Annotated in this window: 10 protein-coding genes; 3 read left to right on the top strand and 7 right to left on the bottom strand. The window is 64.7% G+C overall.

Going from position 1 to position 14,294, the window contains the following annotated elements; translation table 11 throughout:
* Window positions 1-72: 72 nt before the first annotated feature.
* Window positions 73-1,596 (top strand): helicase HerA domain-containing protein, encoded by a 1,524-nt coding sequence (locus MXA07_RS13600; protein WP_247729137.1) that lies wholly within the window; start codon window positions 73-75, stop codon window positions 1,594-1,596.
* Window positions 1,597-1,721: 125 nt separating this feature from the next.
* Here MXA07_RS13600 and MXA07_RS13595 read toward each other — a convergent pair whose 3' ends face one another.
* The 6 genes from MXA07_RS13595 to MXA07_RS13570 all read right to left on the bottom strand — a co-directional run bounded on the left by MXA07_RS13595 (window position 1,722) and on the right by MXA07_RS13570 (window position 9,880).
* Window positions 1,722-2,345: a ribonuclease H family protein gene (locus MXA07_RS13595; RefSeq protein ID WP_247729136.1), complete on the bottom strand. Its 624-nt coding sequence runs from the start codon at window positions 2,343-2,345 to the stop codon at window positions 1,722-1,724.
* 129 nt (window positions 2,346-2,474) lie between these two features.
* Window positions 2,475-2,861, bottom strand: coding sequence for a DUF7268 family protein (locus tag MXA07_RS13590; RefSeq protein ID WP_247729135.1), 387 nt, complete (start codon window positions 2,859-2,861; stop codon window positions 2,475-2,477).
* Window positions 2,862-2,870: 9 nt separating this feature from the next.
* Complete coding sequence (locus MXA07_RS13585) at window positions 2,871-3,791, bottom strand: ABC transporter permease (protein ID WP_247729134.1); 921 nt, start codon at window positions 3,789-3,791, stop codon at window positions 2,871-2,873.
* On the bottom strand, window positions 3,788-4,801 hold the full coding sequence (locus tag MXA07_RS13580; protein ID WP_247729133.1) for an ABC transporter permease: 1,014 nt from the start codon (window positions 4,799-4,801) through the stop codon (window positions 3,788-3,790). Before MXA07_RS13580 ends, MXA07_RS13585 begins: the two co-directional genes overlap by 4 nt.
* An 83-nt stretch (window positions 4,802-4,884) precedes the next feature.
* Window positions 4,885-6,633, bottom strand: coding sequence for an ABC transporter substrate-binding protein (locus MXA07_RS13575; RefSeq protein ID WP_247729132.1), 1,749 nt, complete (start codon window positions 6,631-6,633; stop codon window positions 4,885-4,887).
* A 193-nt stretch (window positions 6,634-6,826) separates the two neighbouring features.
* A complete protein-coding gene (locus MXA07_RS13570; protein WP_247729131.1) occupies window positions 6,827-9,880 on the bottom strand; it encodes a dipeptide ABC transporter ATP-binding protein in 3,054 nt (1,017 codons plus the stop codon).
* Between the two features lie 104 nt (window positions 9,881-9,984).
* Here MXA07_RS13570 and MXA07_RS13565 point away from each other — a divergent pair, with 104 nt between their 5' ends.
* Both MXA07_RS13565 and MXA07_RS13560 read left to right on the top strand, forming a co-directional pair.
* Entirely contained in the window at window positions 9,985-10,473 is a 489-nt protein-coding gene (locus MXA07_RS13565; RefSeq protein WP_247729130.1) for a DUF7529 family protein, read from the top strand.
* A 70-nt stretch (window positions 10,474-10,543) separates the two neighbouring features.
* Window positions 10,544-11,452: a DMT family transporter gene (locus MXA07_RS13560; protein ID WP_247729129.1), complete on the top strand. Its 909-nt coding sequence runs from the start codon at window positions 10,544-10,546 to the stop codon at window positions 11,450-11,452.
* Window positions 11,453-11,556: 104 nt separating this feature from the next.
* On the opposite strand, the gene MXA07_RS13555 is transcribed toward MXA07_RS13560, so the two are convergent.
* Window positions 11,557-13,785, bottom strand: coding sequence for a CDC48 family AAA ATPase (locus MXA07_RS13555; RefSeq protein ID WP_247729128.1), 2,229 nt, complete (start codon window positions 13,783-13,785; stop codon window positions 11,557-11,559).
* Between the last annotated feature and the right edge of the window lie 509 nt (window positions 13,786-14,294).

Here is a 14,294-nt window from a genome sequence, read left to right as displayed (position 1 = left end):
CGTGACAGCCGACCGATCGATCCTCGGACAGGAAGCATTTATGGACTGACTTCGTAGCGGGGAGCGAGCGATATGGCCGAATCGATCGAGCGCTTCGCCGTCTCCGAGAAGGGGTACTCGCTGCCGATCAACGACGTGTTGACCGGTCGCGGGTTCGTGACCGGCAAGTCCGGGAGCGGGAAGTCCAACACGGCGAGCGTCGTCGCCGAGGAGTTACTCGATCGCGGCCTCGGCCTGATGATCATCGACACGGACGGGGAGTACGCGGCGCTGAAAGAGCGCTACGAACTCCTGCAGGTCGGCGGTGACGACGCCTGCGACCGGGAGATCACGGCCGAGGACGCGCCGTTGATCGCGGATCTCGCCCTGGAGGAGAACGTCCCGATCATCCTCGACGTCTCGGGGTACATGGACGAGGAGGTCGCGGACGACGTGATCCACGCGGTCGTGCGCGAACTGTTCGTCGCGGAGAAGCAACACCAGAAGCCGTTCCTGCTGTTCGTCGAGGAGGCCCACGAGTTCATTCCCGAGCGCGGCGGTGGCGACGACATCCACAAGATGCTCGTCCGCGTGGCAAAGCGCGGCCGCAAGCGCGGACTCGGCATCGTCGCGATGTCCCAGCGGCCCGCCGCGGTCGCGAAGGACTACATCACGCAGTGTGACTGGCTGGTCTGGCATCGGCTCACCTGGGAGAACGACACGAAGGTGGCCGGCCGGATCCTCGGCGGCGACGCGGCCGAGAGCGTGCAGTCGCTTGACGACGGCGAGGCGCTCGTGATGACCGACTGGGACGAGAAGCTCTCGCGGGTGCAGTTCCGGCGGAAGAAGACCGTCGACAAGGGGTCCACGCCGACGTTACAGGAGGCCTACGGCCCGCCGTCGGATCGCGAGGACCACGTCACGCAACCCGTCGACGAGGCGGAGCAAACCGGGGACTCCGCGGAGTCGGGCGGATCGGCGACGGACGCCGACGGTGCGGAGGCGGCCGCCGGCGATTCGACCGGGTCGGAATCCGACGCGGACGGGACGAGCGGATCGGTGTCGGACGCCGAAGACTCGACCGTCTCGGAGCAGAACCGGCCGGCACCCCAGCCCGGATCGAACCAGTCCCGGGCGAGTAACTGGGATCTGGACGACGTCGACATCGAACCGCGACAACCGACCCTCGAGGGCGGTCGTCCGGCCGAGTCGAGCGGCAGTGCGACCCGATCGCTGCCGGCCTCGAACGACTCGACCGAATCAACGGCGCCCGCCGTCACGACCCCGGAGGCGGCCGGTGGTCAGCAGCGAACTGGCGGGGCGCCGCCGGTCGAGGGCCCTGACGAGTACGACCCGCTCTGGGAGATCGCCCAGTTGATCGTCTACACGTACGGTCGGATCCGGGATGCGCACTGTCGATTCCACGCGCGCTGGAAACGTCGCTACATCGCCGCGGCGGTGTGGGTACGCCGATCGACCGTCGGTTCGTATCGACACGGCGATCCCGGCCGGATCGCGTCGACGCTCGGCTCGGTCCTCTCCGTGTCGACGATTCTCCTGTGTTACGCGCTCGCCGTACTCACGCTCGGAGTCCTCCTGCCGACGTGGATTCCCTGACGGTTGTACGTAGTCGGGACGAAGGCTGGGCCTGTGACCGTGCCTCTATCCACCGAAGCACCAGATGGGTGGACCGGATTCGGTTGCCGGACGCGGTGCCCACATCCGTTTTGGATGGCCGACCGTCAGTCGCTCGCGTTGCGGTCGGCTCGCGAGGGTGGCAGGTAGCCGCGAGATGGCGGTTCGACGGGAGTTGGCCGCACGCACCGCGGTGATTCCCGACGCAGGTGTTCGTACTGGTCGGGCGTGTTCGCGAGCGGGTGCGCGGGATTCTCTCGACTGTCGATCCGGGCGGCACGGACGTCGCCGAACCCGGTGAGTCGGGCGCGGATTCCCCGCCAGTGATTCGCGCTCGCAGCGGGGACGTCGACGGGGTGCGGTGGCCGTCGGTCCGGGTGCCGACGCGCGAGGACGGCCGCGTTGAGGCTACTCGCGAGCGTGTCGTGGTCGACGAGAACACCCACGCTCGCCTCCGGCGGCGCTCGCGCGGCGAGGACGTCGAGCCCCAGGTGGAGCGCCCGAACCTCCGCGACGTTGTTATCCGGCGGCGTATCGGCGTGGGCGAGCCTGGCGACGACCGTGCCGTCGCGGGTTTCGATCACCGCACCCAGCCCGCCACCTGACGCTCGATAGGAGCCGTCTGTGGCCACGTAGAAGTCGCGGTGGTGGGTTCGAGGCGGATGTGCGATGTGCGGTGTCGGCGACTCGTCGAAGAGATCCCGAAGGGCGGGACGGCCGTGGAAGGCCATATCTACCGGTCGGTGTTCGATTGACTTAAGCGTACGGGCGTTTATCATTGCGGGCCGTACGCGGGCGTTTCCCAATCCGGACGCTGTTCACGATCGGATCGGAAACCGATCGGTAAACGGCCGACGGCACTACACGTCGAGGAGGATGGATGTGAGTGCAGCCGCGATCATCCACCCCGCGCCGGTCCAGGAGAGGACGAAAAACGCCCGACGCGCTCCGGCGTTCGTCCACCCCGAGTTATTGCCGAGGTGTTGCTGGAGCCCTTCGATCGTCTCGCCCAAGCCGACGGTCGACGACCAGGCGGTCACCCCGAATCCGCAGACGAGCGCCCCGAGGGCGAAGGCGGTATCGGTCGCACCTTTAGGTGAGAACACGACGAGCAGGCCGAGCGAGAGCGCGACGCCGATCGCTGCCCCGAGGCCGACCCAGCGCGAGGCTGCCAGCGCGAGCTGGCGTGACCAGCTCGGAAAGTCCGAGGCCCGATCATCGTTCGTGGCCGGTCCCGAATCACGCATGAGTGATGCTCACACGGCGTCGCGCATTCGTGGGTCGAGTGCGTCGCGCATGCCGTCGCCGAGGAGGTTGAACCCGAGCACGGTCAGGGCGAGGAAGAGGCCGGGGAAGAACGACCACCACCACGCGCCCATGAACAGCCCCTTCTCGACGCCTTCGGAGAGCATCATTCCCCAGGAGGGATCGCCCGGGGCCGCGCCGAACCCGAGGAACGAGAGCGCCGCGATGTCGATGATCGCGAGACCGTAATTCAGCGTGGCCTGGACGGTAATCGGCGCGAGGCAGTTGGGAAGGACGTGTCTGACCAGTAGGCGTGCATCGCTCGCGCCGAGGGCCTGGGTCGCATCGATGAACTCGTCTTCCAGTACCTTCAGCGCCGCGCCGCGGACGACACGTGCAAACCGCGGCGTGTAAACCAGCGTGAGTGCTGCGACCGCGCGCCAGAGTCCCCAGGAGTCCGGGAAGATGGTGATGAGCGCGAGCGCCAACAGGAGCGCGGGGAACGACAGGAGGATATCCATCGTTCGCATGATCACGTTGTCGGTGAGGTCGCCGTAGTACGCCGCGAGGACTCCGGCTCCAATGCCGAGTACCGTCGACGCGAGGACAGCTGACGTCCCATACAGGAGTGCGAACCAGGCTCCATAAAGGACCCGTGGGTAGATGTCCCGCGCCTGGCCATCCGTCCCGAACCAGTACTCAAAACCCGGCTCGCCCCGGTTCGGATTCTGACCGAACATCGTCCGGGTTATCGTTTCCAGGTCGTAGGTAAGCCGGGCGTAGACGGCGACGACGAACATCGAGAGAATAATCGCCAGTCCGAAGACGGCGAGACGGTTCGAGAACAGTTCCACGAGGAACTGATTGGCCCGAAGCCGGTCGACGATGCTCCGATTTGCGGCCGCGGATTCGGTGGTGGTGGTCGTGCTCATTGGTTGATTCTGGGATCGAGTATGGAGTAGGTGATGTCGACGACGAGGTTAACCAACGTGTACATCAGGGCGAAGACGAGCACCGTCGCCTGGACGACCGGATAGTCGCTCTGTTGGATAGCCGAGACGAGGAGTGTGCCGATGCCGTTGATTTCGAATACCGTCTCGGTGAGCACCGCCCCGCCAAGCAGCGAGCCGAACTGGATGCCGATGATGGTAATGACGGGGATGAACGCGTTTCGCAATCCGTGCTTCAGGATGGTTATCTTCGCGCCCTGGCCCTTCGCTCGGGCGGTTCGCATGTAATCCTGGCGAATAACTTCGAGCATCGACGATCGCATCATCCGAGAGATAAAGGCCATCGAATACACGCCGAGCACCGCGATCGGCATCGCGAGATGACGGGCGGCAGAGATGAACGCATCCCAATTCCCGACGAGCAACGAATCGACGAGAATGAATCCGGTTCGGGTTTTGACGAAGTACGTCGAGCCGATTCGCCCGCTCACCGGGAGGAGATCGAGGTAGACGGCGAACACCAGGATGAGCAGTGGACCACTCCAATAGATGGGAATGCTAATGCCGGCCAGTGCCCCGATACGGGAGACGTGATCGGTGATCGAGTCCTGCTTGACGGCGCTCAAGATCCCGAGTGGGAGGCCGAAGAGTAATCCGGCGATCAGACCCAGTACGGCGAGTTCGATCGTGATCGGGAGGCGTGCGGCGAGAACATCTGTGACTGCCGTCCCGCGATTGACCTTGTAGGACTGGCCGAACTCGAAGTTGACCGTCTCCCAGAGAAAGCTGAGATACTGCTTCCAGAGTGGCTCGTTCAACCCGAGTTCGACCCTGATCTGTTCGACGAACTCCTTACTGGCCCGGGTGCCCCCGATCGTGACCGCCGGATCCCCGGGCGAGATATGCAAAATCGCGAAAACGAACGTTGCGACGCCAAAGAGCACCGGCCCCAGCAACAGAAGCCGTTTCGCGATGAACCGCTTCGACACCATATGATTAAAGGAATCTTTGGAGGTGTTAAAATGTTCCTATGCGGAAGTCAGTCGATCCGTCGGAGCACCCCGACTGTCGAACGTTATTCGACCGACACGAGGTGGAGGTGCGGACCACTGATGGCCGAGACGGTATAGTTGCTCACTTTGTCGTGGACACCGCGGATCTCCTGGGCGTAGTCGATATAGACCCACGGCGCCTGCTCGTGGGCGATCTCTGCGGCCTGATAGTACAGCTCTTGACGCTCGTCCTGTGCGGCGGTCTGCTGGCCCTGTTCGACGAGATCCATGAACTCAGTGTTGGCCCACGCAGTGCGATTCGAGGTGTTGTATCCCTCTACGTCGAAGCTGTCGATGTAGTCCTGGCCTTCCGGCGGTTCGACCTGCGGGTGCAGCAAGGCGTAGTAGAAGTTGTCGGGGTCTGCGTTGTCGGTGTACCAACCCAGCGTCAAGGCGTCGTGGTTGCCGGCCCCCGTGTACTCGAGGAAGTCGGCGAAGGGACGATCGTCGATCGTGACGTCGATACCGACGTCGCTCAGGTTCGTCCGAATCGTCTCGGCGGTCGACGTCGGCGCCGGGTTGTATCCCCGCGAGTTCTGGAACGTCGTCAGGGTGAACGAGAAGCCGTCGCCGTAGCCTGCCTCCTCTAGCAGTGACTGTGCCTTGTCCGTGTCGTATTCGTACGGGCTGAGATCGTCGTTGTGCCCGAACGTGATCGCCGGCGGGCACGGTTGACTCGCTTGATCGGCGATACCGGAGTACACCTCGTTGACGATCGCTTCGGTATTGATCGCGTGGCTGATGGCCTGGCGGACCCGCACGTCGCGGAACTCCTCGACGCGGGACAGGTTGAACCCCATGTAGCCGATGTTGATTCCCTGTTGACTCACGACCGAGGCATTACCGGCGCCTTCGACGATCGAGATGGCGCTCGGATTGAGCGTATCGACGATCTCGGTCTCGCCCTCGGCGAGCGCCTGGGCGCGCGTGTTTGGTTCACCGTACTCGAGAAACAACAGTTCGTCGACGTGCGGACCCTCGCCCCAGTAGTTCTCGTTGGGGACGAGACGGATCCGCCCGTTCGCGTCGTCGAGCTGGTCGAGCTGGAATGGGCCGGTTCCGTTCGCGTCGGCATTGAAGTCGAAGCCACTCTCGATACCGTCCTTGGGGAGGACGGCGGTAGCGAACATCGCGAGGTTGCGCAAGAACGGTGCGTAGGTATTGTTCAGTGTAATATTCAGCGCGTAGTCCCCGTCCGCTTCGACGCTGTCGATCCAGTTTCCGAGCATTAACGAGCCGTAGGCCGACGCCTCTGGGAAGTTGTACTCGTAGTCCTCGTCGACGAATCGCCGGTACGTCGCGATGAAGTCCTCGGCGGTGAACTCGGTCCCGTCGGCGAACTGGGCATCCTGCCGCAACGTGAGCGTAACCGAGTCGCCGTCCATCTCCCAATCGGTCGCGAGACTCTCGACGAGCGCTGACCCACCGGGTTCGAAGCCGAGCAGGCCGTCGTAGATCTGGTTCGTGACTTTTGCAACCTCGCCGCTCGTCGAATTCTGCGGATCGAGCGTTGAGGAGTGGGCACCGCGTCCGTATCGCAACGTGCCGCCGCTACTTCCGCCGTCACCGCCGTCTTCACCGTCGCTACCATCATTGCCATCTTCGCCGTCATCACCGTCCTCGCCATCTTCGGGCTGGTTACTCATACAGCCGGCTGTGGTTCCCACCGAAGCTGCCACCACGGCCGCCGTGCCAGTTGTCTTCAGGAAGCTCCGCCTGGAGGCGTCGTCGTTGTCAGCACCTTCCATGCTAAGTGGCGTTAATTTCGACATAGATAAACGTACCGATGTGTGATATCCTTTCTCATTCTTTATCGAATGCATACGTAAGTAAATCCGTCACTACCCGTCGGCGGTATCGTGATCTGGCAGCCGTCAATGCGGATAGGATCGATTTCATTGGCCCAACCGCCGGCATAGCGCCGTAAGATGGTCGAGTTCCCGCCAGCGGTGTTGGGCTCGCGCGTTAGGACCCGTCTCCCATCAGGTGACAGGCGACGGGGTGTGCTCCCTCACCTTTGTCCGGGTGTTCGCGTTCGCAAACGCTCTCGAATGTGTCGCGCAGGACGGCCTCCGCGGCCTCCCAGTCGCGTTCTTCGAGGTGAGTGAACGACTTGGTAACGGCCGTCTTCGCACGGCCCGATAGCGGACTGGAGAAGAACTCTTCGCGAAGGCCAGCGTGCAAGGGATTACCGCCGTCCGCGACCGCACTCTCGGACGACGTCGCCACGGGATTGTCGGCCTCGAGGGCGTCGAGGTCGATGTCCCTGGACTCGACGCGCTGGCGATAGAACATCACCTCCCGGTAGCGCTCCTGTTCGATGTCGAGGTCCTCGGGCGGGATGACGACCGGACAGCGCGTCCGGAAGTGACAGCCCGACGGCGGATCGATCGGCGATGGCACGTCGCCCTTGAGGATCGTTCGGTCGCTCGTGTCTGCGAGCGGATCCGGTTCTGGAATCGCCGAGAGCAGCGCCTTCGTGTACGGGTGCTGGGGATCCGCGAATAACTCCTCGGTCGCGGCGACCTCGACGATTTCGCCTAGATACATTACGGCGACCCGATCAGAGATGTGGCGAACGACCGAGAGATCGTGGGCGATGAATAGGTAGGTGAGCCCAAACGAATCCTGAAGGTCCTCCATGAGGTTGATGATCTGGGCCTGTACGGAGACGTCGAGCGCCGAGACCGGCTCGTCGGCGACGATGAAGTCGGGGTCGACCGCTAATGCGCGCGCGATGCCGACCCGCTGGCGCTGCCCGCCGGAGAGTTCGTGCGGATACCGGTCGTACTGGCTGCGATCGAGCCCGACCTCTTCCAGGAGCTGGATCACGCGGTTCTTCCGGCGCCGTCGGGTCGACTCGCCGGCGGACACCGACACGTGAACGGCCGTGATGCGCCCTCCATCGCGTGTGACGTCCGTCGCGACGTCGAACTCGCCGTCGACATCGACGCGGACGCCGTCCGCATCGACCGAGACGGTTACCGGGACGATGCACTCCCCGTTCTCACTCCCTAGGAGTGCGTCGGCATTGTCTGCGACGTCGACGGTAACGGCGTCCGATGCGATCCCGGACACCGAGAGTTCCGCTCGGGTCGAAACGTCTGGATCGCTCTCCGGGAGCCCGTGGATCTTCAGCGGCTCCATGACCGTACTGCCGACGGTCATTCGTGGATCCAGGCTTGACATCGGATCCTGAAACACCATCTGCATGTCCTTTCGCGTCTCGCGGAGTTCGGTCTTCGAGAGGCCGCCGAGGTCGTCGCCGGCGAAGACCACGGTCCCGTCAGTCGGCGGATCGAGGTGCAATAACGCCCGTCCGGCCGTCGACTTCCCGCAGCCGGATTCGCCGACGAGCCCGAGGGTCTCTCCTTTACGAACCTCGAAGCTCACCCCGTCGACGGCCTTGACGCTCGGCCGCTCCCCGGGGAAGAACCGATCGAGGAGCCCGTCTTCCTGTTCGTAGTACTTGCGCATCCCGCTCACTTCGACGAGCGACCCGCCGATATCCCGAGAGCTGGTCGAGGCGACGCCCTCGGTACCGTACTCGTCCGTTTCGAAGTCCCCCAGAATGCACTTCGAGCGGTGGTCGACGGCTTCGGGGCCGTGCTGGAGAAACGGTATCTCGCCGTCGCGGCATTCGGGCTGGGCCCACGGACAGCGATCCGCGAAGTGACAGCCGTCGGGCATGTCAATGAGGTCGGGGACGTTGCCCTCGATTGGCGTCAGTCGGTCTTTCTCCTCCGTGGGAATCGACTCCAGCAGCGTGTAGGTGTAGGGGTGACTCGGATTGTGGAAGATCTCCTCGACGGGCCCCTCTTCGACGATCTCGCCCGCGTACATCACGGCGACGCGGTCGCAGGTTTCGGCGACGACCCCGAGGTCGTGGGTGATCATCAGGACCGACATGCCGAACTCTTCTTGCAGATCGTCGATCAGGTCGAGGATCTGGGCCTGGATGGTAACGTCGAGGGCGGTCGTCGGTTCGTCCGCGATGAGGAGACTCGGCCGGCACGCCAGCGCGATCGCGATGAGCACGCGCTGGCGCATGCCGCCGGAGAACTCGTGTGGATACTCCTCGAGGCGGGTCGTCGCCTCCGGAATGCCCACCTCGGTCAGGATCTCGACGACGTCTTCGGTGACCTCGTCGTCGAACTCGCGGCCACCGATCTTCGGCAGGATCTCCCGAATAGCGTTGCGCCAGTTGTCGGGCTTGCTTTCCCCGTATCGGTGGAGTCGCAGCGATTCCGCAACCTGCTCGCCCACCGTCAGGGCGGGGTTCAGTGACGTCATCGGATCCTGAAAGATCATCCCCATCGACCCGCCCCGAACGGAGCGCATCGCCTCCTCGGGCGCCGCAGTCAAGTCGACGAGGGCGTCTTCGAGGACGATCTTGTTCGCGTCCATCGACCCGTCATCGACCGCCCGGTCGTAGACTGTCGCTGCCTCGAACGCGATCTCGTCACCGCCGACCTCCAGGTACGTCGCCAGCGCCCGTTCCTCCAGAAAGACGAAGCCGTCCGTCGCGTCGTCGATGGCGGAATCGAGCGCCTCGGCCGCACGACCAGGTGCCCCATCCTCGATGGCCGCCGCGGCCGTCCGGAGTTGCGCCGCGAGGTCTGCCGGGTCCGCCCGCGTCTCGAGGTCGCCGGCCAACCCGCGCAGTTCCGTCGGGGCGGAATCGATTCCGACTCCGTCGTCGATATCGGCGGCGACGTCCCACAGTGCGTCGACGAAGCTCGCCGGGTAGTAGGCGACGGACCCGTCGAACGAGTTGGCCAGGTTGGCCGCGACTGCGGGTTCGCGAAGCGTCACCCGGCCCCCGACGACTTCCCCCGGGTCGTCGATCAGGTCCATCGCCGACAGCGCCGTTACGCTCTTGCCGGACCCGGATTCGCCGACGAGACCGACAGTTTCGCCGTCTTCGACCGTGAGATCGACGCCGTCGACGGCCCTCACCGCGCCTCGATTCGTATCGAAGTGCGTCCGCAATCCGGAAATGGATAGTAGATCCGTCACTGGCCGTTACTCGCCGGCCGGTGAAGAAATAATTTGTGGAGCGCCCGTTTCGCCGGACGAATCAGTGAGAAACGTTTATGCCCGGCCCTCTCCGCGAGTGACACATGGACGATCCGGCAGGTGACGTCCCCAGAAACATCGTGGGGACTGATGGCTGGCAGTCGGTCCTCGCGGACATGTCGGCGACCGCCGATTCGTACCGGGACCGTGGCTGGAGCGCTCTCGAACTCCATCCCGGCGACGCGGTCCTCGTGGACACGGACGACCGGACGGGACTGGACGTCTTGCTCCCCGGCGACGAGTACGAGGAACTCGAAGGATTAGTCGACGAGAACTCGTTCGGTGACGTCGAGGTCTTTGCGGCCGAGAGCGGGGGTGTCATCTACCTCCTGATCGTCGAACGGGACCCAGTTTCCGAGACCGCCGTCTTCGTCCCGGCGTACTACGAACGCTCCGATCCCCGGGGAACCCTCGAGACGATTCGGACGAATGGCCGACTTCGGGTGTTCTGTCGGCGGTTGAACAACGACTACGTGGTGTTCGAACACACCGATCTCGGCCCGTTCCTTCCCGACGCCGTCGCGGACGAGTAGCCGCGGGTCACCGCTCGGCTCGTAGTATCGAATCGAAACCAATACCTACCGAAGGGTCTCACTCCCGGCAGTGAGCCAGTATCGATCCGTTGGGCTGTTTCTCGTCCTGGCGTTCGCCTGGGGGTCCGCGTTCGTCGCGATCGACGTCGGCCTCGGGTACCTGCCGCCGATCCTGTTCGCGGCGATCCGGTACGACATCGCGGGACTCCTCATGCTCGGCTACGCGGCGGTCGTGGTCGAGGACGTGATCCCCCGCGATCGAGCGTCCTGGTCGGCCATCGCGGTCGGCGCACTCTTGATGATCGCCGCCTACCACGCCTTCCTCTTCGTCGGGCAGCGCAACACGACCGCCGCGGCCGCGGCCGTCCTCGTGAGCCTGTCGCCGGTCCTCACGACCGGTTTCGCCCGGGCGCTGGTTCCGCAGGACGCCCTGTCGCCGGTCGGCGTGGTCGGGGTCGGGGTCGGACTCGTCGGCGTGCTCGTTATCGCCCGGCCCGATCCGTCGAACCTGCTGGCGACGGGGACGGTCGCGAACCTGCTGGTCTTCGCCGCCGCGGCGGCGTTCGCACTCGGGAGCGTCCTCACCCGTCGGATCGACGCGGACCTCCGCATCGAGACGATGGAGGCGTGGTCGATGCTCGGCGGCGCGCTCGTCCTCCACGTGCTGAGCGCGGGCCTCGGCGAGCGCTTCGCCGTCGACGATTGGCTCGTCGGGGAAGCCGTGGGCGCGATCGCGTACCTCTCGATCTTCGCGAGCGCGATCGGCTTTCTGATCTACTTCGACTTGCTCGAACGACTCGGCGCCGTCGAGATCAACATGGTCTCCTACGTGGCCCCGATCGTCGCGGCGGTCGTCGGCTGGGCCTACCTCGGCCAGACGGTCGATACGCCCACGATGGTCGGATTCGGACTGATCTTCCTCGGATTCCTCCTCGTCAAACGCGACGCGATCCGTCGAGAACTGACGCGCCGTGACTAGGCGACGGTCGGCAGGAGACGATGGCGGCGGTCGCGGACGGAGGGTTGTCGCCGATACTCCGATGGGCCCGTGGGAGCGAAAGTGCGCTGAGCCCGGTCGTCGGGTTACTGGAAGCCGATGCGACTGCCGCGTCGACCGGTGACGGGATCGCGAGTGGTGCCGCCGCGGAACTCCTCTTCGATCTGTTCGTAGTACTCGAGGATGTCCTCGGTGATCGTCGGCCGGACGTTCTCGAGGGCCTGTCTGAAGTGGCGCATCTCGACGACGTCGGCCTCGTCGTCCTCGCGCAGCGCCTCGATCGCGGCCTCGCGTCCGATGGATTCGAGGTCGGAGCCGACGTAGCCGTCGGTGATCTCGGCGATCTCGCGGAGGCTGACGTCGGCGGCCAGCGGCGTGTCCTCGGTGTGGATCTCGAGGATGCGCTCGCGGCCCTCGGTGTCGGGTTCGCCGATCATGACCAGCCGGTCGAACCGGCCCGAGCGCAGTAGCGCGGGGTCGATCATGTCCGGGCGGTTGGTCGCGCCGATCACCATGACGTCGCCCATCTCTTCGAGCCCGTCGAGTTCGGTCAGCAGCTGGTTGACGACGCGCTCGGAGACGTTCGAGCCGACCTCGCCGCCCCGTCCGGGCGCCAGCGCGTCGAGTTCGTCGAAGAAGACGACGGTGGGCGAGACCTGCCGGGCCTTGCGGAAGGTCTGGCGGATCGCCTTCTCGGACTCGCCGACCCACTTCGAGAGCAGCTGCGGGCCGCGAACCGAGATGAAGTTGGCGTTGGTCTCGTTCGCGACCGCCTTCGCCATGAGCGTCTTCCCGGTACCCGGCGGACCGTAGAGCAGGACGCCCGCGGGCGGGTCGATGCCCAGCCGGTCGAACTTCTCGGGGCTGTTGAGCGGCCACTCGACGGCCTCCTTGACCTGGTCTTTGGCGTCGTGGAGGCCGCCGACGTTGTCCCAGGTGATCTTCGGCAACTCGACCAGGACCTCGCGCATCGCGGAGGGTTCGACCTCGTTCAGCGCGCCGCCGAAGTCGTCGCGCTTGACGATCATCCGGTCGATGAGCGTCGGCGGGATGTCCTCCTCGTCGAGGTCGATCTCCGGCAGGTACCGGCGCAGCGCCTTCATCGCAGCTTCTTTCGTCAGGCTCTCGATGTCGGCGCCGACGAAGCCGTGGGTCTCGTCGGCCAGGTTCGAGAGGTTGACGTCGTCGGAAAGCGGCATGCCCCGCGTGTGGATTTGGAGAATCTCTTCGCGACCGGCCTCGTCGGGGACGCCAATCTCGATCTCCCGGTCGAAGCGGCCCGGCCTGCGCAGCGCGGGGTCGACGCTGTCGACGCGGTTGGTCGCCGCGATGACGATCACCTGCCCGCGCGCCTCGAGGCCGTCCATCATCGTCAGCAGCTGCGCGACGACGCGCCGTTCGACCTCACCGGTGACGTCCTCGCGCTTGGGCGCGATGGAGTCGAGTTCGTCGATGAAGATGATCGCCGGCGACTCCTCGCTGGCGTCCTCGAAGATCTCGCGTAACTGCTGTTCGGACTCGCCGTAGTACTTCGAGATGATCTCCGGGCCGGCGATCGAGAAGAACGACGCCGACGTCTCGTTGGCGACGGCCTTCGCGAGCAGGGTCTTGCCGGTTCCCGGCGGGCCGTGCAGCAGGACGCCCTGGGGCGGCTCGATGCCCAGCTTCTTGAAGATCTGGGGGTGTTTCATCGGGAGTTCCACCATCTCCCGCACCCGCTGGATCTCGTTCTGGAGGCCGCCGATGTCCTCGTAGGTGATCCCGCCGCCGGTCTTCTCGAAGCCCGAGATCGGCTCCTCGCGGAGTTCGACGTCGGTGTCCTCCGTGATGAGAACGACCCCCTCGGGCTCGGTCTCGACCGCGATGAGCGGGATCGCCTGGCCGGGAGAGCGCATGAACGGGTGGTTCGTCGAGGACATGACGGGAACGATGTCGCGGCCGACGACCGGCCGCTTTAGGATCTGGCGCTTGACCATCCCCGCCGCGTCCGAGCCGAACTGCACGGAGGCTTCTTCCGGCGGCGCGAGCACGAGCGAGTCGGCCTTCGTCGCCTCGGCCTTCCGGATCGTCACTCGTTCGCCGATACCGACCTCCGCGTTCTGGCGCGTGAAGCCGTCGATGCGGACCGTCTCCGTGTTCCAGTCCTGCCGGTCGGCTCGCCAGACCTTCGCGGCGGTCGTGTCCGCGCCTTCGATCTCGATGATGTCTCCGGGACTCAGCTTCAGGTGCAGCAGCGTATCCGGATCCAATCGGGCGATCCCCCGCCCCGAATCGTTCGGGTACGCCTTCGCGACCTCCAGTTGCACTTCGTTCATAGATTGTGGTGGACGCTGTCTGTGTTCCGGCAGCCCGCCGGATAGCTCTTTTGCTCACTGTCCGCTCCGTTCGCGCTCACGACCCGTACTCGGTTACGAACGCCCTTAGCGTTATTGCCCTCACGTGCTTCGTGGGAAACGGTCGCGATCGAACGGCGGCACCCGTCCATCGATATCGGACGAACCGTTCGGTACCGGTTGGGATCGTTCTCCAGCACGCGCCCCGCTCGCGCGAAGTACTACTCGGGAAACTGGGAACGTCTTCTCGGTAAACCGGTGTAACCGATCGCTGGCTTCTGATCGTCGCACCCGACTCACTGCCCGGGCCGGTCTCCGTAAAAAGCGTTGTACCCGCGGCCGCGCGACCCGAGGCGATCACGGCGACTCCGGTCGTGCTCGCGGACCGCCGACTATTTATATGGGGTCGGTTATGTTGGACGCGTATATGGCATAGTGCTATATAAAATTCTGGCGCGTCAGTGATGCCCTGTTACCGTGTACGTCGCCGG

The sequence above is a fragment of the Halovivax limisalsi genome, assembly GCF_023093535.1.
GTDB classification, from domain to species: Archaea; Halobacteriota; Halobacteria; order Halobacteriales; family Natrialbaceae; genus Halovivax; species Halovivax limisalsi.
The sequence above is the reverse complement of the archived record's forward strand: the minus strand, read 5'-3'. Positions and strand labels throughout refer to the sequence as shown.